This is a genomic window from Lamprobacter modestohalophilus (assembly GCF_016583905.1).
Classification (GTDB): Bacteria; Pseudomonadota; Gammaproteobacteria; order Chromatiales; family Chromatiaceae; genus Lamprobacter; species Lamprobacter modestohalophilus.
Genome location: NZ_NRRY01000014.1, coordinates 26892 through 50965, shown reverse-complemented (window position 1 = coordinate 50965; position 24074 = coordinate 26892). Strand labels below are relative to the sequence as shown.

22 protein-coding genes are annotated in these 24074 nt (G+C 61.3%); 11 read left to right on the top strand and 11 right to left on the bottom strand.

What is annotated here, in order from left to right; translation table 11 throughout:
• The first annotated feature begins 64 nt into the window (after window positions 1–64).
• A complete protein-coding gene (locus CKO42_RS10370; RefSeq protein ID WP_200243250.1) occupies window positions 65–487 on the top strand; it encodes an OsmC family protein in 423 nt (140 codons plus the stop codon).
• Window positions 488–586: 99 nt separating this feature from the next.
• Complete coding sequence (gene speD / locus CKO42_RS10365) at window positions 587–1420, top strand: adenosylmethionine decarboxylase (protein WP_200243248.1); 834 nt, start codon at window positions 587–589, stop codon at window positions 1418–1420.
• A 16-nt stretch (window positions 1421–1436) separates the two neighbouring features.
• Here the strand turns inward: speD and coq7 are convergent, their stop codons facing one another.
• Window positions 1437–2081: a 2-polyprenyl-3-methyl-6-methoxy-1,4-benzoquinone monooxygenase gene (gene coq7, locus CKO42_RS10360; RefSeq protein ID WP_200243245.1), complete on the bottom strand. Its 645-nt coding sequence runs from the start codon at window positions 2079–2081 to the stop codon at window positions 1437–1439.
• A gap of 23 nt (window positions 2082–2104) precedes the next feature.
• The gene (locus CKO42_RS10355) at window positions 2105–3460 is read right to left on the bottom strand and encodes a (Fe-S)-binding protein (protein WP_200243242.1); all 1356 of its coding nucleotides are present in this window, start codon (window positions 3458–3460) and stop codon (window positions 2105–2107) included.
• Between the two features lie 116 nt (window positions 3461–3576).
• Between CKO42_RS10355 and CKO42_RS10350 the strand changes: the two genes are divergently transcribed.
• Window positions 3577–3897, top strand: coding sequence for a (2Fe-2S) ferredoxin domain-containing protein (locus tag CKO42_RS10350; RefSeq protein WP_200243240.1), 321 nt, complete (start codon window positions 3577–3579; stop codon window positions 3895–3897).
• A 577-nt stretch (window positions 3898–4474) separates the two neighbouring features.
• Here the strand turns inward: CKO42_RS10350 and CKO42_RS10345 are convergent.
• Together CKO42_RS10345 and CKO42_RS10340 are read right to left on the bottom strand one after the other, a co-directional pair.
• On the bottom strand, window positions 4475–5533 hold the full coding sequence (locus tag CKO42_RS10345) for an NAD-dependent epimerase/dehydratase family protein (protein ID WP_200243398.1): 1059 nt from the start codon (window positions 5531–5533) through the stop codon (window positions 4475–4477).
• Window positions 5533–6465, bottom strand: a complete 933-nt coding sequence (locus tag CKO42_RS10340; protein WP_338034896.1) for a glycosyltransferase family 2 protein — start codon at window positions 6463–6465, stop codon at window positions 5533–5535. Before CKO42_RS10340 ends, CKO42_RS10345 begins: the two co-directional genes overlap by 1 nt.
• Before the next feature lie 679 nt (window positions 6466–7144).
• Here CKO42_RS10340 and CKO42_RS10335 point away from each other — a divergent pair.
• Window positions 7145–7561 (top strand): hypothetical protein, encoded by a 417-nt coding sequence (locus CKO42_RS10335; RefSeq protein ID WP_200243237.1) that lies wholly within the window; start codon window positions 7145–7147, stop codon window positions 7559–7561.
• Between the two features lie 56 nt (window positions 7562–7617).
• On the opposite strand, the gene CKO42_RS10330 is transcribed toward CKO42_RS10335, so the two are convergent.
• From CKO42_RS10330 to CKO42_RS10305, 6 genes are all read right to left on the bottom strand, one after another.
• Window positions 7618–8082 (bottom strand): peroxiredoxin, encoded by a 465-nt coding sequence (locus CKO42_RS10330; protein ID WP_200243235.1) that lies wholly within the window; start codon window positions 8080–8082, stop codon window positions 7618–7620.
• A 197-nt stretch (window positions 8083–8279) separates the two neighbouring features.
• On the bottom strand, window positions 8280–9608 hold the full coding sequence (locus tag CKO42_RS10325) for an ATP-binding protein (protein WP_200243233.1): 1329 nt from the start codon (window positions 9606–9608) through the stop codon (window positions 8280–8282).
• A gap of 12 nt (window positions 9609–9620) precedes the next feature.
• Window positions 9621–10343: a response regulator gene (locus tag CKO42_RS10320; RefSeq protein ID WP_200243227.1), complete on the bottom strand. Its 723-nt coding sequence runs from the start codon at window positions 10341–10343 to the stop codon at window positions 9621–9623.
• Between the two features lie 469 nt (window positions 10344–10812).
• Window positions 10813–11766 (bottom strand): class I SAM-dependent methyltransferase, encoded by a 954-nt coding sequence (locus tag CKO42_RS10315; protein ID WP_200243224.1) that lies wholly within the window; start codon window positions 11764–11766, stop codon window positions 10813–10815.
• A gap of 1 nt (window position 11767) precedes the next feature.
• Complete coding sequence (locus CKO42_RS10310; RefSeq protein ID WP_242479279.1) at window positions 11768–12862, bottom strand: glycosyltransferase family 4 protein; 1095 nt, start codon at window positions 12860–12862, stop codon at window positions 11768–11770.
• On the bottom strand, window positions 12843–13523 hold the full coding sequence (locus CKO42_RS10305; protein ID WP_200243222.1) for a c-type cytochrome: 681 nt from the start codon (window positions 13521–13523) through the stop codon (window positions 12843–12845). Before CKO42_RS10305 ends, CKO42_RS10310 begins: the two co-directional genes overlap by 20 nt.
• Before the next feature lie 188 nt (window positions 13524–13711).
• Here CKO42_RS10305 and CKO42_RS10300 point away from each other — a divergent pair, with 188 nt between their 5' ends.
• From CKO42_RS10300 to CKO42_RS10270, 7 genes are all read left to right on the top strand, one after another.
• On the top strand, window positions 13712–14329 hold the full coding sequence (locus tag CKO42_RS10300; RefSeq protein ID WP_200243219.1) for an SOUL family heme-binding protein: 618 nt from the start codon (window positions 13712–13714) through the stop codon (window positions 14327–14329).
• Between the two features lie 183 nt (window positions 14330–14512).
• Complete coding sequence (locus CKO42_RS10295; protein ID WP_242479278.1) at window positions 14513–15460, top strand: alpha/beta fold hydrolase; 948 nt, start codon at window positions 14513–14515, stop codon at window positions 15458–15460.
• Between the two features lie 64 nt (window positions 15461–15524).
• The gene (locus tag CKO42_RS10290; protein ID WP_200243218.1) at window positions 15525–16910 is read left to right on the top strand and encodes an isochorismate synthase; all 1386 of its coding nucleotides are present in this window, start codon (window positions 15525–15527) and stop codon (window positions 16908–16910) included.
• Window positions 16907–19012, top strand: a complete 2106-nt coding sequence (menD, locus tag CKO42_RS10285) for a 2-succinyl-5-enolpyruvyl-6-hydroxy-3-cyclohexene-1-carboxylic-acid synthase (RefSeq protein WP_200243217.1) — start codon at window positions 16907–16909, stop codon at window positions 19010–19012. Before CKO42_RS10290 ends, menD begins: the two co-directional genes overlap by 4 nt.
• Before the next feature lie 268 nt (window positions 19013–19280).
• Window positions 19281–20129, top strand: a complete 849-nt coding sequence (gene menB, locus CKO42_RS10280) for a 1,4-dihydroxy-2-naphthoyl-CoA synthase (protein ID WP_200243216.1) — start codon at window positions 19281–19283, stop codon at window positions 20127–20129.
• A gap of 133 nt (window positions 20130–20262) precedes the next feature.
• On the top strand, window positions 20263–21180 hold the full coding sequence (menA, locus tag CKO42_RS10275) for a 1,4-dihydroxy-2-naphthoate octaprenyltransferase (RefSeq protein ID WP_200243214.1): 918 nt from the start codon (window positions 20263–20265) through the stop codon (window positions 21178–21180).
• A gap of 9 nt (window positions 21181–21189) precedes the next feature.
• On the top strand, window positions 21190–22389 hold the full coding sequence (locus tag CKO42_RS10270) for a mandelate racemase/muconate lactonizing enzyme family protein (RefSeq protein ID WP_200243212.1): 1200 nt from the start codon (window positions 21190–21192) through the stop codon (window positions 22387–22389).
• Window positions 22390–22471: 82 nt separating this feature from the next.
• Here the strand turns inward: CKO42_RS10270 and CKO42_RS10265 are convergent, their stop codons facing one another.
• Complete coding sequence (locus CKO42_RS10265; protein ID WP_200243210.1) at window positions 22472–24046, bottom strand: AAA-like domain-containing protein; 1575 nt, start codon at window positions 24044–24046, stop codon at window positions 22472–22474.
• Between the last annotated feature and the right edge of the window lie 28 nt (window positions 24047–24074).

Sequence of the window (24074 nt, the reverse complement as noted above, 5' to 3'; positions counted from 1 at the left end):
TGCGCGATTCATGCTAGGCTTCGCGTCCATCATGCAGCCGAGCGTTATCTCGATTGGAGGGGCAATGAAGGCACGAGTCAAGTGGGTTGAGGGGACCGCGATGCTTGGCGAATCTTCCAGCGGCCATGCGCTGGTCATGGACGGTCCACCCGAGGCTGGGGGGCGCAATCTTGGGCCGCGGCCGATGGAGATGTTGTTGCTTGGTCTGGGAGGTTGCACGCAGTTCGATGTCTTGTTGATCCTGCGCAAGGCGCGTCAAGCCGTCACCGATTGCGTTGTCGAGCTGACCGCAGAGCGGAGCACGAGCGATCCAAAGGTCTTTACGCGCATCCATGTGCACTTTATCGTCACTGGCCGAGCCCTGAGTGAGACACGCGTCGCGCGCGCCGTCGAGCTGAGTGCGACCAAGTACTGTTCGGCCTCGATCATGCTCGGCGCGATGGCGACGGTCACGCATGACTTTGAGCTGCGCGAGCCCGAAGGTTAAGCGTCTCCATTCGCGAGCGCTGATCATGCTTGCGAGACCCAAGCTTGCAACCCGCCACAGCCCGGCGTAATCTTTCGCGCCCGCGGTTCCGGAACTGACATGCCGAAGCAAAAAAAACGCTTAAAGCTGGAAGGATTCAATAATCTGACCAAGTCTTTGAGCTTCAATATCTACGATGTCTGCTACGCCAGCTCGGCTGAGCAGCGCAATGCCTATCTGGAGTACATTGACGAGGCTTACAACGCCGAGCGGCTGACGACCATCCTGACCGATGTCGCCAACATTATCGGCGCCAACGTGCTCAACATCGCACGCCAAGACTACGAGCCCCAGGGTGCTTCGGTCACCATGTTGATTGCCGAAGAGGCAGTGCGCGAAGAAACGCTCTCGAATACCGCGACTCCTGGACCCTTTCCAGATGCCGTCGTGGGCCATCTCGATAAGAGCCACATCACCGTGCATACCTATCCCGAGAGCAATCCACATAGCGGGATCAGCACCTTTCGCGCCGATATCGACGTCTCGACTTGTGGCCTGATCTCACCGCTGAAGGCGCTGAACTATCTGATTCACGCGCTCGAGTCGGATATCGTCATCATGGATTACCGCGTGCGTGGCTTCACGCGCGATGTTGGCGGCCGTAAGCACTTCATCGATCACAACATCAGCTCGATCCAGAACTATCTCTCACGCGACACCAAGGATCGATTCCAGATGATCGACGTGAACGTTTATCAGGAGAATCTGTTCCACACCAAGATGGTCGTCAACCACTTCGATCTGAACGACTATCTGTTCTGTGTCACGGCCTGCGATCTATCAGAGAAGGAGCAGCAGCGCATCGAGCGCTTGGTCAGGCGCGAGATGATGGAGATCTTTTATGGCCGCAACCTCTCGCGTGAGATTGCGACCTGGAAGTCGCCGAGCTGCTGAGAGACTCGGCGCGCGGCTAAATCCAGTAGGCGCCGCGCGTCATGACCTTTGAGATGGCGCGCATCGCCAGCTTGACGGGCTCTGGCAGCTCGGCACCACCAGCGCCTTTGGCCACCTGTGCGTGGTGGGCTTCGTCGAGCTTCATCTGATCGAGTACGGCTCGCGTCCGGTGGTCATCGGCCGGGACCTGGGCGATATGCTCATCGAGATGGTCCTCGACTTGGCGCTCAGTCTCGACGACGAAGCCTAGGCTCCATTTGTCCCCGGCAATCCCTGCTGCGGTTCCCATGGCGAACGAACCCGCATACCAAAGTGGATTGAACAGGCTCTTGCGGGCGCCAAGCTCCTGCATACGCTCTTCGCACCAGGCCAGATGGTCATTCTCCTCCTGTGCCGAGCGCTCTAATCGTTCGCGAACAGAGTGATCACGGGCGGTCAATGCTTGCCCCTGATAGAGTGCCTGTGCGCAGACCTCGCCGGTATGGTTGACGCGCATCAGGCGCCCGATATGCAGACGTTCCTCGTCAGTGAGCTCCACCTCAGGTAGCTTCTTACCCGGATTGACGCGCTCGGTTACGGCCGGACGGCCAAAGAGGGTGCGTAGCGTTTGATCCATGCCGATCAGGGCGCGATCGATCGGGCTGTAGTCTCGGTTGTTCATAGGTGAGTCTGTCTGGGTGACGGTTAGATGATGAGCTGCCGCTCGATGAGCTGAATCGGATGCAGGACCTCGGTTTTAAGGCCAGCACTGCGTAAGCGAGCAGCGAGGTGTAACGCGCATCCGGTGTTGGTGGTGACTAAGTAGTCCGGCTTGATCGCTTGGAGTGCGTCAACCTTCGGCGCGGCCAAGGCGAGCGCAAACTCCGGATGTTCGATGAGATAGGTTCCCGCAGCACCACAGCAAGTGTCGTTTCCAGGCAATGAGGCCACAGAGAGTTCGGGGATGCGTCTGAGCAATGCATAGACGGCACCCTGATCACGCAACTGATTGCGATGCGAGCAAGGCTCATGCACAGCAACGGTTAGCGGTAATGGCTGCAGTCTGGCCTCGACCGGCCAAGGGTGATCGAGCAGGAAACGGCAGACCTCAATGGCGTTGACCTGACCCTGCTCTTGCAGTTCGGCGACACAGGCACTCGCGAGTCCAATCACCGGCCGCCCAGCGAAGGCTTGGGTATTGACGGCGACCAACTGATCAGCGTCAGCGGGATAACCGTTATGACGGTGGATGGCACCGCAACAGCCCTGCTCGTCCGGCACGACGGGTGGGTAGCCGAGACGGGTCAGCAGCCGCAGTGCCGCAGCCTCTAGCGGTTGATCAGTCAGCCGCGCGATACAGCCACGAAAGAGCGCGGGAGCTGGACTGGCTTTCCCTCCTGACGATCGGACAGTGCGCGCGTGCCCTGAGGCTGGATTGGATATTCGGCTCAAGTTAGACCTTGATAATGAACCCGGCATTAAGCCTTGTGCGCTGCGATCAACGCTAATGCCCATCGGGATGTGCTTCCGCGGCCAGCGCAACGCGCGCGCCAACGGGTGTAAGACTTGAATGGCTGGCCAGTAGGTCGAGGCGCGCACGATAAGCCACTGCGGCAGCCGCAGCCACCGATAGCCGATGCCAATCACGGCGACGAGACGCAGCCCAAGCGGCCGGGTTAGCAGCCCAAGCCTGACTCGCCGCAGCCCGCGTTGCCAGATTGAGCGGCGTTGCTCGCGTACTGCACGAGCGCCGTCCATCAGCGTTCCATAGCGCACCAGCGACGGGCAATTTGGCTCGCACGCCCGGCATTCTAGGCATTGATCCAGGTGAAACTGCACTCTTGGTCCATCGTCGATCGCGCCGCTCAGCCAACCCTGAATCAGCGCGATGCGCCCCCGTGGCGACTCACCTTCGTCATGCGCGAATTTGAAGGTCGGGCAATGGGGCAGGCAGTAGCCGCACTTAACGCACTGGTCGGCCAGGCTCAGCAGGTCGGCGATCTCTGGCTCGGCGGCACCTGTTGGCCATCGGACTGGCTCGAGCTGAGCGGACTCGCTCATGGGCGCCCATGATTTTGCAGGCACGTACGTTGCGATTTCGACGCGTTAGCCGCACGCTCTAACCTTGGCGCGAGCGCCGCTCGTGTCTTCCTTTGTTCGGATTGGAGCCGTTGATAGTGTCCTATTACAAGCATCATCTGTTCATGTGTATCAATGAGCGCGCCGATGGCAGCCAGTGCTGCGCGCAGTGTAACGCGCAGGCGTCGCGCGACTTCTTGAAGAAACGCACCAAGGAGCTAGGGATCGCAGGTCAGGGTGGGGTCCGGATCAACACCGCCGGCTGCCTTGACCGTTGCAGCGAGGGGCCGGTGGCGGTCGTCTACCCAGACAATGTTTGGTACACCTACGTGGACAAGGAAGATCTCGAAGAAATCCTGCAGTCACACTTGATCAAGGGTGAACCCGTGGAGCGGTTGCGCCTGGCTGACCCAGTGTAAGCCGAACGCCCGCTAGGCATCGTCACCTAGGATAGCCATGGCTGAGGTCGCTAGCAGGTTACCGTGTTACCGTGGTAGAACGCTTGATTGAACAGGGTGGCGACGCGCTATGTACGTTAGTGAATAGTCATTGAATGGCAAGGTGTCCGTAGTCTAAAGGGTGCTACGCTAGGCTGGTCAGGCTGCAGTTCATTTACCTGATATGCGCCGAGCCTGCCCGCGCAAAGCGCTGCAACCAGAGGCCACACCCATGAACCGATGCTCTGGCGAGCACGCTCTTCGCTATCGCCATTTTACTAGCCTCATTCCGGCGCTCGGCGCCGGTTACGAGGTCATCGACGTTCAGATCCTCCGCTATGGGGTTCACTTAACACGGATGACTACAGCGAGGAGGCATGGATCGCTGATCTGCGGGTTCCTGGCCGATCGCTACAGGAAGCTTGAGTACGTTGTCGGCATTGACTTCGAGTACGAGCCGCATGGCGCTGCGAACTGGGGAACGGGAAATCTCGCCACCGATTGGAACCTGGCGGGGGAGAGGGTTGCCGACGCGGTGCTGGATACTAACCGGACCTCTTTATACATTTGGATCTGCCCGGTGCTTCTCCAGATAGGACTTAGCCAATGTTTCAATTTCGCTGTCGAGTGCAAACTGCGGTTTGAATCCGAGCTCTTGCTCAATGCGATTCGAACTAAACCATGCATCTCCGAACAGTTTGCGGAGCGAATCGCTTGTGAGCGGACTGTGAATTCTAAAACGACGCTCGGCTAAATTACCGAGTTCCGCTGCTAGCTTCCAGCACCAGAACGGCAGAGTCCATTTGGGAATGTCACGCCCTAACCCAAGACAAATCTGTTCATAGATCCAACGGGTTGAATAGCCCTTCCCGTCCGTGACTATATACAAGCTACCGGAAGCTCGGGGGTTCGTTGCAGCACGCAAGGCAGCCTGAATCGCATCATCCGCATGTACCGCAGATCGGCGATTAGAGATTTTTGGGAACGGCGGAAAATGTCGACGTGCGACTGCGTCAATCATACTCCCGAGGTTGCCTGCACCCTCGAGCCCATAGACCATTGGCAAACGGAGGATTGTCGTCGACAGTTGGCTATGAGATCCTGCTGAAATAATAGCCTTTTCGGCTGCCAGCTTTGCCTGCCCATAAAGTGTTTCCGGTTTGGATGCTGCGGTTTCGGTGTCAGGGTAACCAAGGGCGCCCGCTTCTTCGCCCATTGCCTTGACGCTACTAAAATACACTAGTGAACGACAGCTCGACACTAGCACAGCCTTAACCATGTTCTCAGTTCCTAATGCTGTGACCTTCCAGTGCTCCGAATTTTCGTATAGATTTATTTTACGAGTAGAATCACCAGAAAAACTCGCGAGATGGAAGACGATGTCAATTCCGTTCAGTACGCGAGCCAAGTTCGCTGGCTCTGTGACATCACCTTGACGAAACTCTAACGGCAAGCCGTTGAATATTTTTGACCCTGACTGCGGAGAACGTGTCATCACCGAAACCTTAACACCGCATTTCACGAGAGCTGTTACCAAGCGTCGTCCTATTTGACCAGTCCCTCCGGTCACTAACGCCCGAGACCCATTCAACTTGTCATAATATCGTTGGAGAGACATCATCGGCGAACAAGCATACGGATTTGGCGGGAAATGAAAGTGCGTGTGATCGCAAGTAAACAATGAAGCCAAATCCCTGATTCTACGAGTCCATTAAAAAAAACCGAGTGACCTTGAGATTGAAATTTGCGAAAAAACCGAATCATGCCGCGATGCTTGTGCCACTCTACGCGCATCGGTCGTCCCGCACTGCAAACCCCTTTGTGGTGAATTGCGTATGTATCCGGGATAAAATAAATCGCCCAGCCATGCTGCCGGAACCTCACAAACCAATCAAGGTCTTCACAGTGCAAAAAGTATCCATCATCGAGCATGCCCACATCTTCCATGGCCGTGCGCCGCACGAGCATCAATGCGCCTGAGATGGCTTCCACTTCGATTGGCGCCGATGGTATCGGGCCGGTTGTAAGGTCAAGATTTCTTGTACCAGGTAATAACCGCAGCCCACCTTCAGTCGCTAAGACATGTCGGAGACCGATCCAAGGATCAGGTATAAGCCGCCGACTAGCAGATTGTTCGCGTCCGCTTGGGTCTTGGATAAGACAACCACACATTCCGATTCGGGGATTGGTCTCCATAAACGGAACCAGGCGCTCTAATGTTCCAGTAGAAATGATACAGTCTGGATTGAGAAATAGAATGTATGGTGCGCAACCCTCGGCTGCAGCAAGATTGCTGGCGCGGGCAAATCCGAGGTTGCTTCGCTCGCACCTTACGACTAATCTGCGGTCATGTCCGTACTTTTTACGCACTAACCCTAGGCTGCCGTCGGTCGATAAGTTATCGACAACGGTGACCCGCGTTGTTAACTCTGATCGCAACACTGAGGTGATGCATTCAGTTAGAATTTTACCAGCATTGAAGTTGACGATAACGACATCGAGCGTGTCGGTTGGGCGAACGCTCATATCAATGTATTCCGAACTGCTCACTGCTAGGCTTCCACTTGACGACGTTAGGCGTTGCCGTGACAACGTTGGAAGTGAGATGTTTTGCGATGAGACTGATCTCCGCTGTTAGCCATCTTGGTCCAGAGTAAGATATTTTGGTGAAAACTTAGCTCGCGCGCGGAGGATGCCCTGGACATTAGCTACCATTGCTGGAACTCCACCTTGAGGATACATTATTTTAGAAATGTTCATCAACTTCTTCCCGATTTGAGAGCCAGTGTTGGGCGATTATCGGGAGGAAGTAAAAGGACAGTCACTTAGTACCGACTGTTGATGTCATGACATGTAAGTCCGCAGCTATACTTCGGCTCATTTTTCCTTCTGACCTTTCGCTAGATCGTCACGGCGTCATCAATAAGCGGTACTTCTACAGACATGGCTCAATGTGTAGACATATGTCCGAGTGCATGGATTGAACCGCTTGGCAAGCAGGAAAATAGATTGCTTCAACGACAAATAAGAGTGTTTTGTCTCAATCTGACTAGTTTGCAGAAATTCGATTCACGGAACCAGAGCGCCGCGTTGTATTTCGGAGGAAGTGGCAAATGTGTCTAACCCTCGCTATGTTGGGGTTGGCCGATAAGTCTTGGCGTTGAGTCGAAAGTCCCAAAATCACTTCCGACCCTTCAACGCAGATGCTAGCCTTAGCATGTTGCCCGCGATGTGGCGCCTGCTGAGTGCTGCTCCAGCTTTTGAGGAACCAATGATGCGCTTCAAGTTTCAATGGCGGAAATTTCTGTTCGGTACGATCGTCGTGATGGGCTTTGAACAAAACTCCATAGCAGCGGAGGCTGAGCTAGGTGCACAAGTACTTAGGGTATTGGTCGAAGCAGACGACACTAATGGAGGTTGCATGGCCTTGTTGTCAGTGAATCCTGCGAATTTACTGCCGACTTGTGGAGATGGCTGGGTGACTTTTAGCTGTTCTGGTCAGTATACAGACAACATCCGAGCTTACCGTATGTTGGACCAGGCTCAGTTGGCACTGGCGACCAATCGAACAGTTATGGTGAGCTACACCGATGACATGCGGCACGGAGGGTATTGCTTTGCCAGGCGCATTGACGTTTTGCAATAATGGCGAAGAAACGAGCCGGTTACGTTGCTACGCCAGGCCTGACTGACAGTTACAGCTCAACGCAACTGCAAAATCTCCAGCATCCGTCGTGCATGGCCTTTTGGTACCACGTCGTACAGCGCGTGCTGGATGATTCCGTCACGTCCAATGATGAATGTGGTGCGCAGAATACCAAGGCGCCGTTGCCCGTTCTTCTCCTTTTCCCGTAAGACGCCATAGGCCTCGCAGACCTCGCCGTCGGTGTCAGCCAAGAGTCGCATGGTCAGGCCATATTTGTCTCGAAATGCGCCATGGCTGGCACAGGTGTCGCGGCTGATGCCGACGATAGTGGCGCCGCAGGCCTCGAATTCAGGCTGAAGGTCACTGAACTCGAGCGCTTCCATGGTGCAGCCGGGGGTGTCGTCCTTGGGGTAGAAGCAGAGGACGACGGTGTTTTCTCGCAGTAAGTCGGTGCTTTTGACGCGCGCCATGTCCGCGTCGGGCAATGAGAACTCGGGGGCTTGGTCACCCGCTTGCAACATGGTGCTCTCCTCTGGCGGACACCTCTTTGGGGCGCCTTATGTTGATGGTGATAGTGATCGTGGTACTGATAGTGACGGTGATAGTGCTGGTGCTGGATGGTCCCTGTCGACTGAGGCTAGCGATCCGATTCCGGTGGCGCCTCGGTGCCGAATCTAGGGGGCTGAACCCTGAGCGTCAACTGTGGATATCAGCTGGCTCAGTGCACCAGCTCAGTATCGTCGCCGGCACGGGCTGCTGGCAGCCGGATGCTTGCGATCAGGCCGCCGCCGTCGCGGTCGCTAAGCGCGATCTCCATCTCGTTGGCGACGGCGAGCTGGCGGGCAACGGCGAGGCCGAGGCCGGAGCCGCCGGTGTTGCGGTTGCGTGAGCGCTCAAGGCGGTAGAACGGCCGGAAGACGGCCTCGCGCTCGGCGTCGGGGATGCTGGGGCCGCGGTCGAGCACGAACAGCGCTGGCGTCTCGTGGCGGCAGTCGAGCCGGACCTCGACGGTGCCATTGCTGTAGCGCAGCGCGTTTTCGATCAGGTTACCGAGAATGCGCCGAAGGGCGAGGGCGTTGACCGAGTGGATACAGCGTCCAAGCGGGCGCCAGAGGATGCGTGGTCGGTGTCCGACGACCTCGCTGACGAGCTTGGCCAGGTCTTCCGGGTCGCGGGCACCGGCGCCGAGCGTGCCGCCGAGCTCGACGGCCTGGCCGATCTGCGCGCTCATCTCCTCGATATCGCGGCGCATCCTCGCCTTGAGTGACGCATCGGTGTCGTCCGGCAGCATCTCCAGCGCGAGCCGAAGGCGGGTGAGTGGGGTGCGCAGATCATGCGAGATGCCCGACAGCAGCACCGTGCGATCCGCGAGCAGCTCTCTCACCTGTTGGCTGGTCTCGTTGAATTGGCGCGCCAAGTTGGCGAGCTCTCGCGGTCCGGTCTCCGCGAGGGGCTCGGGGGAGCGGCCTTTGGCGACCTCCTCGGCGGCCTGTGACAGCCGGGTCAGCGGCGCGGTGACGCGCCGTGCCAGGATCGCAGCGGTGAGTACGACCAAGAGCACCGCTAGCGCGCAGATAACGACCACGCCGATCATGGGTCGGGTGCCGATACGGTCGCGTGGGATGCCGGCCCAGACCCTGCCGGACGAGGTCTCGAGGTCGATCCAGAACCAGCGGCGTCCGTCGATGAGGTTGCTTTTCATGCGGACTGGTCGATCCAGCCGCAGGCTGAGCGCCTGGCTCAGTCGCACCACGTAGGGGTAGAAATAGTCGTCGAGGTTCTGTGGAGGCTCTGAGCCACTCAGCAGTCGGACTTGGTACTCGTCGAGGAGCTTAGCCTGATAATCGTCCCGTGCCTGACTGGGCAGTAACAAGAGGGTACGCGCGGAAAGCTCCATGAAGGCGGCGAGGTCGGCGGTGGAGCGCTGCACCACCGGGTAGAGCACGTAATAGACCATCGAGCCGAAGGTGATCAGCGCGAAGCTGCCAAAGCTCAGTAGCAGGGTGAGCAGCACCCGAGCAAAGAGTGAGCCAGGCCGCAGGCGCATGCGTTGGGCGCCTCAGACTTCGCCCGTCGGCGTAAAGATGTAGCCGCGCCCCCAGACGGTGCGGATATAACAGGGCGTCTTCTTGTCTGGCTCGATCTTGGCACGCAGTCGCGCAACCTGCACGTCGACGCTGCGGTCGAACGGGTTGCGCTCGTAGCCCTTCAGCAGGTCTAGCAGTCGGTCGCGATCAAGCACCCGATTCGGATGCTCGGCGAAGATGCGCAAGAGATCGAACTCACTTCCGGTGAGCGAGACACTCTCTCCATCGCGCGTCAGTCGCCGGCTAGCCGGCTCGAGCCGATAGGGCCCAAAGCTGATCTGTCCGGCGGCGCTACCATCGACATGGCTCTGCGCAGGTCTGCGCAGGACCGCGCGAATCCGCGCCAGCAGTTCGCGCGGGTTGAACGGCTTGGCGAGATAATCGTCGGCACCGACCTCCAAACCAACGATCCGGTCGACCTCGTCGCCGCGGGCGGACAGCATGATGATCGGAACTTGGGTCTGCTGGCGAAGCCTGCGCGCGAGCGTCAGGCCGTCGTCACCGGGCAGCATGAGATCAAGAATGATGATGTCCGGCTCAGTCTCGCCAAGCCACTCGAACATCGCCACGCCATCCGCGACGCCGCTGACCTTAAAGCCTTCGCGCTGCAGGTAGTTCTCGAGCAATTCACGCAGCGAGGCATCGTCGTCTACCACGAGCACCTGCGTCTTCGTACTAACGTCGTCGCTGTTCATGGCCGGTTCCGGGCGTCTGCGTGGTTGGCGGCGTTGTTACAAACTGTTACAGCATAAGTATATGCTGAAATACCCTGGTTGTTGACTGCGGCGATACTGGCAACAACGGATGGAGTCTATGGTTCCGACTCCGCCTTGTCTTTCTTCGATGCGCGAAACGGAGGTAGTGGTATGTGTTTCGATGCGTTAACGGTCGGTGGTCTGATGCTGGCTGTGCTCAGCGGCGGCTTCTTGGTTGGTCTGGTCTCGCATAATGATCGCGCGTCGGCTAAAGCCGACTCTGAATCGAATGGCCATCCCGCAACAATGAGCCCGGGAGACTCCTAAAGCAGCCCTGCTGCGAGTCAGCCCCTCTCTGACGCGGTTCTCGTCAGTCAGCCAGCTCGTCACTGTTCAACTGTTTCTGGGCAGCAAGCCTCTTCGGCCGCCTCGACGGATACACACCCCGTCGCTGCGGCCGTTTTTTTGGCTACGCGGGCGGTAGTGCGATGAGATCGCGATGGCCAACCTGAATCTGTAGCTCCCCGGTCTCGATCTGCACCTGTCGAGCCCGTTGCCACTCCGACAGCCAAGCCTGTGCGGGCGGCTCAAGCTCGAGTGCCGCCTCAACCCAGCCAGCGATCAGGGCCTTCTGCAGCTCGGGCTTGTCCGGGCCGATCTGCCAATCACTCTTCGCGCTCTGCCACCAATAACCCGCAGCGGCCACCATGGACTCTGCGGCATCGGGCGCGGTTGGCCCCAAGGCCGCACCGAAACCTTTGTCGCCGCGCTGGTGTTGGTTAACCCGTTCGTTGATTGCTTGATCCTCGGGCCTGGCCGGCGTCAGCGTTGATCGTCCATCGTAGCTTAGCGCAAACAGAAGGGCACAACCCGCGCTTTGGCAGTTGCTGATCAGGGTGCTGAGCCAGTCTTCGGAGACCAGATCGAGCAACGCAGAGGCGCTCACCAGGCTTCCAGCGGCTAAGGTGAACGGAAGTGCAGGCAATTGTGGTGCCGATTGTGGTGCTGATTGCTGTGCCGCTGCCGAGACCGGCGCAAACGTAAGATCGCGCAATTCCGTCTGTGCCTGGCCGCTCCAGCCTGGCCCGGCGAAGCGCAGCCGATCCGTCTCCAGCTCGACTTGGATCTGGTCATCATGGCGATCCGCCCAGGCGGCGGTGGCGTGCGGCAGTTGCGCCAGCAAGATCGGATTCTGATCGATACAGCGCCAGCGCTGCCCGCTGCCCAGTCGCGGGGCAAGATAGCGAAGATTGGCGCCGGTGCCAGCACCGAGATCAAGGATCTCGGTGAACCGGCGCTCTGGAGTGTGCCGCGAGTCGGCTTTAGCCAGCATGAGTGCGTCAAGCAGATGACCGGCCCTCGCGCGGGCATCGGCGGCTTCGCGCAGCCTCAGCCAGTCGGCGCTGAAGTCTAATATCTTCAAGTCAGACATTTTCGAGCAATTGCGCCCACCGTTGGGCTTGGTTTGGCCAGTTCGGTCGTTGCGCTCTTGCGCGCTCAGCGCCCGCCGCGAGTTGTGCGCGCTCGCTGGAATTGCTGAGCAGGCGGCGCAGGGCGGCTGCGAGTGCGGCGCTCGACCTGGGCTCGACCAATAGGCCTGCGGTGTTCGGCACCGTATCGGCGACTGCACCGGCATTGCAGCCAAGGATCGGCAATCCGTGTGCTAAGGCCTCGCTGAAAGCCATTCCGTAGCCTTCGAGCAGGCTTGGCAGCACGAACAGGTCTGCCTGCTGATAGGCCGCCCCGAGCCTGCTGTCATCCACCTCGCCGCTCAGCAGAACGCGCTCGCTGAGCCCGAGCGTCTGGATTTGAGACTGGATGTTCAGCGCGGTGGCGCGATCCTGCTCGAGGCTGCCGATGATCGTCAGTCGCCAGGCAAGGTCGCGCAGCGTTGCCAGGGCCTCGATCAAGAACCGATGACCCTTGCGCGGGATCAAGGCTCCGACACAGAGTAGTTGCAGAGGCTCGCGCCCGGCGCGTTTGGCGAGCGGTGCGGGATCGGTGCCGGGCTCGATGACGGTGATTTGCGCGGCATCGAGACCCATGGCTTGCACCCGGCGAGCGGTCGCACCGCTGGTGACGACCAGCGCGTGCATCAGCGCTAACGCTGCAGACTCGGATGCCCGCAAGGCCCGACTACACTCGGTGCTGAGCCCGCTCTCATCGGCTAGAGGATGATGCACCAGCCCGATCAGCCGCAAGCGCGCTTGCTGCTGCTCGACGATCTCGGGTATCACCCCGAGTGCGAGCCCGTCGATCAACACCCGTTCGTTGTCGGCAACGGCTTGCAGCTTGGCTGCGGCATCGGCTCGTGCTGCGGCGCTCGGCGCAGGAAAACTGGCATCGAGCGTAATCGGATTGACCTGCCAGCCATGCGCGCGCAGCCCAGCGATGATCCGCCGATCATAGCGGTAGCCGCCGGTCGGGGCGGCAAGGTTGCCCGGAATGAGGAAGTTCAGCCGTCGATGCGAGATAGGCCGGCTCCAAGTTCGCCGCCGCTCAGCCTTTGCCAAGCTCAACCAGGTGGAAGATCAGCGCCTCTGACTCCGCGGCATCTGGTGCTCCGCATTGCTCAGCGGCGGCGTGCTCGCGGCGCCCGGCGGCGAAGTCGCTGATCTGCTTGCTGAGGTAGGCCGGATACTGATCGATCAGTGGTGGGCCGTTGCCGAGGCTACCGTCCCCATCGTCGCCGTGGCAGCTCGCGCAGTCGGCCTGATAGCGCTCGGCGCCGGCGCTGGCTAGCGCTTGCTTCGAGCCATAATCCGCGAGTGCCGCCTCGCTCGGTTGGTAGGGCCACAAAGCGAGCTCGGGTGGCCGCATCGTTGCAATGTACTCAGCGACCAGGTCGATGACGGTCTCATCGAAACGATGGTGCTTGAAGATCGGGATCATCGGCTTGTTGACGCGGCGTTGAGCCTTGAAGTCATGCAGCTGCTTGTCGATGTAATCCGCTGGCAGGCCAGCGATGCGTGGATACTTGCCGGCCTCGCCGCCGGCGCCCTGCTCGCCGTGGCAGCTCTGGCAGTACCGATAGATGGCGTCGCCGGTCATCGGCGCCTGCTCGCTCTCGCTCTTGCCCTCGGTTTCGGCGAATGCGGCGTTTGCTGTTGCCAACAGCAACAGCGCGCACAGCGCAGAGCCTAACGAGGGGCGCTTGCGGGGAGGCATGGTTCGGAACATCAGCGTACTCATGAGGGTCGATAGGATGGTCACTTCAGGGGGCGCTAATCAAGACAATAGATTGTAGCAGTCCGTGACGCCAGCGGCCGCTGTCTCGCCACTGGTGCTTGACGTTGGACAACGCGCGGAGGCGGGTGACATGGTTGAATCATCGGTTAACCTGCGGATTGGGCAGTTCGAGGCTTGCTATGAAACGCAAAACGCTGATCGCCATTGCGGCGCTGATCCCGCTGGTGCTGATCGCCATTGCGCTGATCTCACTGCCGGAGCCTGATTTCGAGGTGGTCGCCAAGGGCGATGGCTTCGAGCTGCGCCGCTATGCGCCGTTTAATGTTGCCCAGGTCCGGGTGTCGGCCGATTTTGACCAGGCGAGTTCGCGTGCCTTCGAGCCTTTGGTCAACTACATCCAAGGTGGCAACAGCGGTGGCCGCAACCTGCCCATGATGGCGCCGGTGAATCAACAGCCGCTCACCGAGGTGTCTGAGACTGATTGGCTGGTGCAGTTCGTGATGCCGAAGGAGTATCCGATGTCTTACCTGCCGGCACCGGCCGATGCGCGTGTCTCGTTACACCGGCTGCCGCCGCGGCTGATGGCGGCGAAGCGCTATCGCGGCGGCTGGGGCGAGGACCGCTATCGCGAGCGCGAAGCCGATCTCTTGGCAGCGATTGCTGCGTCTGGGCGATCGGTGATCGGCGCGCCGATCTTCGCGCGCTACAATGCCCCCTTCGTGCCAGGGCTGCTGCGCCGCAACGAGGTGCTGGTTGAGGTTGCTGACCCAGCGCCTCCCGCGAGCGTTGCAGAGTGAGCCACCGGTATTGACCGAACGGCTTTTTTTGCTGGAAAACAGGTTGCTGGCAAACCGGTCGCTCGCAAACAGGTCGCTGGCAAACCGGCGTCTCGCGATCAGCGCCGCGGCTGCGCCGCTGATCCAGCGGAGGTCGATCCTCCATCCCTCGGAACATCCGCCATCAACAATTAGGTAAATCCCATGTCCGCAGTCACGGGAGCCCGTCTCGATTCCGGCTTTAGCAAACAGACAACGGCCGATGACGCACCGATGCGTCGGCAGGTCGCGCTGCCTGAGGCCTTGGATGCGACGCGCGATAGCTTCGCCACCTCGCACCTGAAAGAGATCAGTTATTACGTCGGCGGGCCGGAAGATGGCCGCCCATTAGTGCTGCTGCATAGCATCAACGCCGCCCCCAGCGCGTTCGAGATGAAGCCGCTGTACGATCACTACCGGGCGACACGGCGCGTCTATGTGCCGGAGCTGCCCGGCTTCGGCTTCTCTGATCGCAGTGATCGGCCATACTCGCCCGAGCTCTACGCCAACGCGATCATTGCCTTCCTCACCAATGTGGTTCAAGCGCCAGCCGACGTGATCGCCTTCTCGCTGAGCAGCGAATTTGCCGCCCGTGCCGCATTGAGCGCCAGTGAGCGCTTTCTCAGCCTGACCCTGCTCTCGCCAACCGGCTTCAGTGCGCGCAAGCTGCCATCCGGCGGCGTTGGGCGCGCGATGCACAGCGTCTTCACCCTGCCTGGCCTCGGCCAAGGGCTGTACCAGCTGCTGACCAAGCGACCGAGCATTCGCTACTTCCTGCAGCGCAGCTATGTCGGCACGCCGCCGGAGGCGATGGTCGATTACGCCTATGCCACCTCGCACCAGCCAGGGGCGCGGCATGCGCCGTACTATTTCCTAGCTGGTCAATTGTTTACCCGCCAGGCGACGGAGACGCTCTACGCCAAGCTGCAGTTGCCGGTGTTGGTGCTCTATGACCGCGATGCCAACGTTGGTTTTGAGTTGCTGGCCGATCTGGTCGCCAGTCACAGCAACTGGAAGGCGGTGCGCATCGTGCCTACGCTTGGCATCCCGCAATGGGAGCGAACGGCTGACTGCAGTGCGGCGTTGGATGCCTTCTGGGCCGAGCAGGGATGAAACCACAGCAGGCCGCTGGCATTTGCCACAGGCCGCTGTGCTGGCAGATTTGGAAGGCCCTCAGGTGCGCGCTCCGCTGCAAGTGCTCGATCAACTAAAGGCCGCCCTCACGGAGGGCGTTGCCGCGTTGCCGCTCGACCAGGATCAGGGGCTGGTGTCGCTGCTGCTGGCGTTGCCGCGCGTGCCGACCTCGCTGCCACAACTCGCCGGCCCGCACTTTCAGTTCCGCCATGTACATCGCGATGAGCTGCGGGCGGGCTATGGCTGCGCCGCGGAGTGGAGCGCTGAGGGTCCCGATCGACTGCAGCGGCTCGCGGCGGCCGGTCGTGCGCTGCGTCCGCACTGGGATCGCGCTGATCCCGATGAGACCGGCCTTGACGCCTTCGCGATGTTCGGCTTTGCGGCAACGGGCGACGCTGCGCCGATGATCGAGGATCATCTGCCGAACGCGCTGTTCTGGGTGCCTGAGGTGGGCGTTCGCGCCTGCCAGGGCGAGGCGGCTCTGGTGCTCTCAGCGCCGCGGCCGACGACTGCAGAGAGGCTGCTCCAGCGTTGGAGCGAGGCGCTCGAGCGGCTGGTGCCGGGGCTCTATCGGCCGGTTGATGGGCCCCTCACCGCCGCGCATCTGCGGCGCGACTTCGCTGAGCCAGACCAGGCCGGTTGGGCAGAGCTGGTCGATCAGGCGCTGCACGAAATCAACTACGGCAGCCTGCAGAAGGTGGTGCTATCGCGGCGTTTGGATGTGGCCGGCACCCGCGGTTTCGATGTCGATCGGCTACTGGGTGCACTGAGTTGCCTGTTTCCGTCGTGTCAGGTGGTTCAGCTGCGTCGCAATGGCTCCAGTTTCGTGGCCGCGACACCGGAACGGTTGCTCAGTCAGCAAGGCCGCGAGATCGAGGTCGATGCGATTGCCGGTACCGCGGGGCGAGATGCCGACAGTGCGGCCGATACGGCTCTGGGGCTTGCCCTGCGAGCCTCGGACAAGAACCTGCGTGAGCATCAATTCGTCATTGATGCCATCTGCGAAGCGCTCGAGCCCTGCAGCACCGATATAGAAACACCAGCCGAGCCTCAGCTCATGCAGCTCAGCAATGCGCAGCATCTGTGGAGCCCGATTCGCGCCTACGCCGATGAGGCGGTCGATGTCTTCCAACTGGCAGAGCAGTTGCACCCGACCCCGGCCACCAACGGCCAGCCCCGACACACTGCGCGTGGCTGGCTACAGCACGGTGAGCCGTTCGATCGCGGTTGGTACACCGGAGCCGCTGGAACCCTGGAGCCGGATCTCAGCGGCGAGCTTTGGGTGCTGCTGCGTTGCGCGCGCATCTGCGGTCATCGCGCAGAGCTCTACGCCGGCGCCGGCATCGTCAAGGGTTCCGACCCGGCCACCGAGTGGGACGAGACCGAGGCCAAGCTCGGCGCCATGCTCAGCGCACTGCAGTTCGCGTGAGCGCCGCCGACGATATTGGCTGCGGCGATATCGGCTGCCTTAACCTGCGCTGGTCGCTGGCCCTGCTGGAGGGGATGGTGTCGGCCGGCCTGCGCCATCTCGTGCTCTCGCCCGGCGCGCGCTCGACGCCCTTGCTGATCGCGGCGCAGCAACTCGAGGTGGCCGGTTGTTTGCAATTGACGCCGATCCTGGATGAGCGCAGCGCAGCGTTTTTTGCGTTGGGTATCGCGCGTGCGCAATTACGTCCGGTCGCGCTGCTCGCAACCTCTGGCAGCGCGCCGGCGCACTGGTATCCGGCGGTCATTGAGGCTGCGGAGGTTGGCTTGCCGTTGCTGCTGCTGTCCGCGGATCGCCCACCTCGGTTACGGGGCTGGGGTGCAAATCAGACCATCGACCAGACGCGCTTGTTCGGCGCCTTTGTGCGCGAATTCCTAGACCCAGGCCTGCCGCAGGCAACAGCGCCGGCGCTCAAAGCGCAACGGGCGTTGGGTCGCCGCGTGGCGCTGGTCAGCAGCGGTCAGCGCGCTGGACCGGTGCATCTCAATCTGCCCTTTGACGAGCCTTTGGTGCCAGGTCCAGCGTGCACCGCGGCCGTGGACCTTGAAGGCGCGGAACCCCCTTTGCGCTCAGTGGATGCTGGGTCGATTGCTGTTGAATCCGTGGACAATGTGGCTGAGTGCAACGACTCTGAGGGCAATGAGACTGGATTCGCGCGACTTAAGACTGGGCCGGTTGCCGAAAGGAGCCGCGAGGCTGAGCCAAACGGGGCTGAGCCACAGGGGGCTGAGCCACGCGGGACTGAGCCACACGGGGCTGAGCCACACGGGGCTGAGCCCATGGTGACTCGGCTCGAGGTTGAGCTCAGGAGCTGGCCAGCCGGCCGCGGCCTGATCCTTTGCGGTCCCGGTTCGGAGCTGCGCACGCCGGTGAGTAGCGCTCCGTGGCTGAGTCTGGCGCCGAGTCTTTGGCGTTGTGCTGAGGCGTTAGCCTTGCCGGTTCTGGTTGATCCGCTCTCAGGGCTTCGCGCCAGCGCGCAGCCAGCGATCGCTGAGACTCAAATCAGTGCTTACGACAGCTTCTTGCGTCACCCCAAGGTCGCCCGAGTTCTGCGCCCGGACTGGGTGCTGCGCATTGGGAGGGCACCGGTTTCAAAGCTGCTCGGCCAATGGTTAGAGGGCGTGCCCGCGATCTTGATCTCTGAGACAGGCGTTTGGTCCGATCCCAGTCATGATGCGTTGCTCCGGCTTGAGCTCCCGGCCGCGGCGGTCTGCGATGCACTGCGCGTGCAAGGACTGGTCAAACCTCGCCCCGATTGGCTGGCGCGCTGGCGTGCGGCCGAGCAGGAGACCTGGCGGCTCGTTGCTGCGAGCCTCGCGCAAGCGAGTCCTTCTTCCGGGCTGGCCTCCTCGGCAACGGATACATCAGCGGATCTGCGTCTGCGACCCAGCCCAGCAGTTCAGGAGGCGCGGATCGACGAGCGCAAGGCGGGCCTGCTGCGGACGTTGTCTTGGAGCGAGGCCCAGGTGATTGCTGCGCTCAGGGCTGCGATCCCGGATGGCGAGGCCCTGTTCTGCGCCAATTCGATGCCGATCCGCCAGCTAGATACCTGGTGGCGTGCCGGTGGCGCTCAAGTCACGCTGCTCGGCAATCGCGGCGCCAGCGGCATCGACGGCTATCTGTCGACCTTGGCGGGAATCCATCAGGCTGGGCTTGCGTGCTGGGGGCTGGTGGGTGACCTCTCACTCTGCCACGATCTCAGTGGGCTCCTGTTGGCGACCCGGCTCGATCGACCGCTGCTGGTGCTGAATAATGGTGGCGGGCATATCTTCGATTATTTGCCGCAGCGAGGACTCGCGGACTTCGAGCGCCTTTGGCAGACCCCACAACGCGTCGAGCTATCGGCCCTGGCGGCGCTCGCCGGGCTGCGCCATTGGCGGGTCGAGGATGCTGAAGGCCTCGACGCGGCACTGTCTGAAGTCGGTCTGACGCCAGGTATGATCGAATGCGTGATCGATCCCGAGGTCAGCCGCCAAGCGCATCTCGCCTTTTGGGAGTGGATACGCATGTCATCGTTTCCGGGGCCTGATGTTTCCGGGGCCTGATTGAGTGTCCTGCCGGCCCGACTGGGGCGTGGCGTTTATACTGCACTGCAGCAGGCTCGTGCTGCGCTGCTGAAGTCCCGACACATGCTGATGACTCAAACCATTGTTGATATTGGAGCTTGGTCGCTTTCGGGCGGTATCAACGCTTTGGCAGCGTTGCACTAGCCACGAGGTTCGGCGCCGACCATCGCTGCTGAGAACCCGTTGAGCGGCTCGACGAGCGGCCAGTGCCTGAGGCTGCCCGCATGAGAAGACCAGAGAATAGACCATGATCGAACCACAAGTCGACTTCCCGCCCATTGCGTGGGAGGCCATCACTGCGCCGGGCTATCAAGATATCTTGATGCATCAGGCCGAGGGCATCGCCAAGATCAGCATCAACCGCCCGGAGGTTCGCAATGCGTTCCGCCCGGAGACAGTGCTCGAGCTGATCGACGCCTTTCATCGCGCCCATCTGGACCCTGGGGTTGGCGTCATCATCCTCACCGGCGCCGGCGAGCTGGCATTCTGCTCTGGTGGTGATCAGCGCATCCGCGGCGACGGTGGCTACCGGGATGCCGCCGGTACCGAGCATTTGAATGTGCTCGAGCTGCAGCGGCAGATCCGTAGTCTGCCGAAGCCGGTGGTGGCGATGGTGGCCGGCTATGCGATCGGCGGTGGTCATGTGCTGCATCTGATCTGCGATCTCAGCATTGCCGCTGAGAACGCCCGCTTCGGCCAGACCGGCCCCAAGGTGGGTAGCTTCGATGCCGGCTTCGGCGCCGGCCAGATGGCGCGCACCATCGGCCTAAAGCGTGCCAAGGAGATCTGGTTCCTGTGCCGTCAGTACGATGCCCAGGAGGCGCTGCAGATGGGGTTGGTCAATACGGTGGTGCCGATCGCCGAGTTGGAGACGACCACGGTCGACTGGTGTCGGCAGATGCTGCGCCACTCGCCGACAGCCCTGCGGTTGCTGAAGGCGGCGTTCAATGCCGATAGCGATGGGCTGGCCGGCATCCAAGAGCTGGCCGGCAATGCGACTGGGCTCTTCTATCAGACCGCTGAGGCTCAAGAAGGCCGTGACGCCTTCCTCGAGAAGCGCGCGCCGGACTTTGGTCCATTTCGGCGGCGTCCTTAAACTGCAGTCCGGGGTTGCCTGCCGTTGCGCCGACGCGACCTAAACGCGCGTGGACGATCCCATTCTTGATCCTGATCATGCAGCCGAAGCCACTGTTTCTGTTTGAGTATCCGTTATGCCAGATGAGGCCAAGATGTCCCCTGAGCTAGAGCAGCCCGTGGCTTTGCCCCGCTTCGGCCTACAGTTGCAGCGTTGGATCGAGGCGGCGCGGCCTCGCACCCTGCCATTAGCGATATCGCCGGTCTTGGCTGGGCTGTTCTTGGCGCTCGCGCAAAGCGGGCGGCTGGCATTCTTCACCGCACTGGCGACGCTGATCGCCGCAGGCGGCATCCAGATCGGGACCAACCTGCACAACGATGCGGCCGATTTTGAGCGCGGCACCGATACCCCGGACCGGCTCGGGCCGGCACGCGCTGCGGCGCAAGGCTGGTTCAGCGCCGCTCAGGTCAAACGCGCTGCGCATCTGGTCTTCCTGTCCAGCTTCCTGCTTGGGCTTTTGCTGGTGGTGCGCGGTGGTTGGCCGATCTTCGCCCTGGGCGTCACCGCGATCGCCGCTGGTTATGCCTACACCAGCGGCCCCAAGCCGATTGCCTATGGCCCTTATGGGGAGCTGTTCGTGCTCGCCTTCTTCGGCATCGCTGCGGTCGGCGGCACTTATTACTTGCAGACCCTGAGCCTGTCGGCGCAGGCCGTCACCCTCGGCATCGCGCTGGGATTGCCGGCCGCAGCGGTACTGCTGCTCAACAACTATCGGGACTTCGACACCGATCGCATCGCCGGTCGGCGGACCCTCTGCCATCTGCTCGGCCGCCCGGCGGCGCGCATCGTCTACGCGGTGTTGCTGGTGAGTCCGATCCCGCTATTGATGATCGGCAGTCTGCCGCTGCAGGGCTGGCCACTGTTGTTGGCGCTGCTGCCAGCTGCGTTGCTGATCCGCCAACTCTGGCACACCGAAGGCCGGGCGCTGAATCAATTACTGGCCCGTACTGGCCAGTACCAGCTGGCCTTGACCCTGCTTTTGGGGTTGGGATTGCTGCTCGAGGCCTGGTGAGTCTGAGTAATGACGCCGCAATTGGCGCTGACGCCCTACCGACTGCCCTTGCGTCGGCCTTGGCGCAGCGCGCATGGCCTTCGCCGTGAGCGGGAGGGCTGGCTGGTGCAAGCGCATTGGCAAGGCTGCTGCGGTTATGGCGATTGCGCGCCCTTGCCCGAGGCGGGAACCGAAACCTGGATCGCCGCTGCAAAGCGGTTGTCGACCTGGCTGCGAGATCACAACCAGTCCACCGTGAAGACGCAGCTTGCCCTGCTTGAGCGGCAGATCCCGTCGCCCACGCCAGCCGCCGATGCGGCACTGGAGACGGCCTTGCTCGATCTGTCCGCACGCCTTTGTGGCCTGACGCTGTATGCCTATCTCATGAGTTTGCAGCGCATGGAGATAGCGCGCGATCGGGAGACGGTGTTAGATCAGCATGCAGCGCGCGATATAGAACTGAAGGCAGCGTCGGCACGAGCACCTGATCTGACGTCGGACCGAGATCGAGAACAGGCACTGAAGCCGGGGTTAGAGATCGAGCTCAACGCCGCGTTTGGCGCCGTTGTCGATCTGCAACCTGAGCAGATCGACCAGGCGTTGGCCGCCGGCTTTCGGGTACTGAAGGTCAAGGTTGGTGTGGCGCCGATCGACTGCGAGCTGGAAGCGATCCAGAATCTCTGTGCGCGGCTACCCGCTGATGTGCGTTTGCGCCTGGATGCGAATCGTGCCTGGACGTTGACAACGACGGGCGAGCTGATAGACGCTCTAAGGCCGTTCGCGGATCAGATCGAGTGCCTTGAGGAGCCTTGTGCGGCAGCGACTGACACCCAGCTTCGCGCCTTGCAGGCGCAGGCCCCCTTCGCATTGGCGCTCGACGAGTCCTTGTCGGCGCGCGGCTGGCCGCTCGATCCGGAGCAACTGCCGTTGAGCCGCTTAGTGCTGAAACCGGGCGTCATCGGTGGCCTTCGGCCAACCTTGGCGCTAGCGTGGCAGGCTCAGGCGGCGGGCCTAGAGGTGGTTATCACCAGTCTGATCGAATCCGCCGCTGGGCTCTGGAGCAGCGCCCAGCTGGCGGCGGCGACGGGCTCGACGCTCGCGCACGGGCTCGCGACCGCCGATTGGTTCGCGGCGGATTTGGGCCCAGCACCCACGATTAAGGCAGGCCGTATCCAATTGCCCAATTGTCCGGGAAGCGGCTTTGTGTATGCAGATGCATCTGCCAAGTGAGGCAGTGTTCTGGATCTCGTTCGGTTCAGCAATCCATGAGCGCCATGAGCCGGCGTTGGCGCCCGATCCGATGAGCACGCGATCAGGCCCTAATCACCTGAATGCACCGCCCATCCGGACTAAGCGCTTCGGCGACGCTGGTGCGCTCGGCGATTGGCGGCTGTCCACTGCGGCGATCGAAGAGCACCAGCCAACCGCTATCCAGCCCCAGTCCGTCCAGATAGCCATCGAGCTGTTCTAGCCCCCGCGCGAGCGGATCAGGTCGCCCATCGCGCCAGACCTTCAGCTCGATGCCCAGCGTCACCGCGCCATAGCGTAGGCACAGATCCATGCGCCCGGCGCCAATGGCATATTCGCGCTCCAGGGTGCCACCGCCGTTGACAACCCGGTGCAGAAAGGCCATCAGCACCAGATGCGGGGCGATCTCATGATAGGGCGCGCTTTTGAGCAGCGGCTCGCCATGCTGGCGCCAGAAGTCGAAGAAGGCGGCGAGTAGCGCCTCAAGATCAAGCTGGCCCTGCTCATCGAGCCAGGTTGGGCTGATCTGTGGCAGTGAGGCCTGAGGTACCAGCGCCAGGGTGCGCGGTAAGACCTCGCGGTAGATCGGATTGGCGATCTCGATGCCACCGCCACCGCGCTGGCGCAACAGCCCGAGATCGGTCAGATACTCAAGATCGCTGAGCGGCAGCTGCTCTAGCGACTCGCCTGCCAGCATCGGCTCGATGATGCGTCGCACCCGCTCCTCACGCAGCTTATCGGCCAGCTGATCGAGATGGGTGACACGATTGAGGATCAGATGCTCCTTGGCCGCGTCGATCATTGCGGCATCGATCGGTCGGGTGCGATCGCGCCCCTCGGGCGAGCGAAAACAGGCCTGATAGGCCAGCGCGTTGACCAGCCAAGGCTGACCTTGGGTCAGTGTCCAGACCTGTTGCAGCGCCTCCGGGGTAAAGACCTGGCCGGTCTCCTGGGTATGTTCTTGCAGCAAGGTCCGGGTTTCCGCCTCGCTGAAATCGCCCAAGCGCAAGGATTCAGCCTTGATGTTGAAGGCACTGCCGCCGGTGATCGGCGCCGCCTCGGAGCGGGCATGGATGCGATAGTCGCGTAGATCACGCACGCCGCAGAGGATGACCGTGTTGGGGAAGGCTTGCGGACGCTGGGGATAGCCGGCCCGCAGTTGGCGCAGCAGGGCGATGAGGGTGTCGCCGATCAGGGCGTCGACTTCATCGAGCAGCAGGACCACGGGGGTCTGGCTGTTGGCGCTCCAGGTCTCGAGCAAGCCGGTGAGCACGCCATCGATGCCGCGCGCTTGCCAGGCACGTTCGGTCCAGTCGTGCAGACGCTCATCACCGAGATAGAGGCGGGCGGCGGCCTCGATGGTGCCGCAGATCGTTCGCATGCCGCGGGCGACATCTTCGCGCGCGGTCTGCGCCCCTTCGAGATTCGCATACACCGCTTGGTAACGGCCATCCTGGTTCAGAAACTCCATCAACGCCAGCAAGCAGGAGGTCTTGCCAGTCTGGCGCGGGGCGTGGAGCAGGAAGTATTTCTTCTGCTCGATCAGAGCGAGCACCTCCTCCAGATCCCAGCGCGTCAGCGGTGGCAGGAGGTAATGCATATCGGCCCGCACCGGCCCCTCGGTATTAAAAAAACGCATCGCCACACAGCTCCTATTGACACCGCCT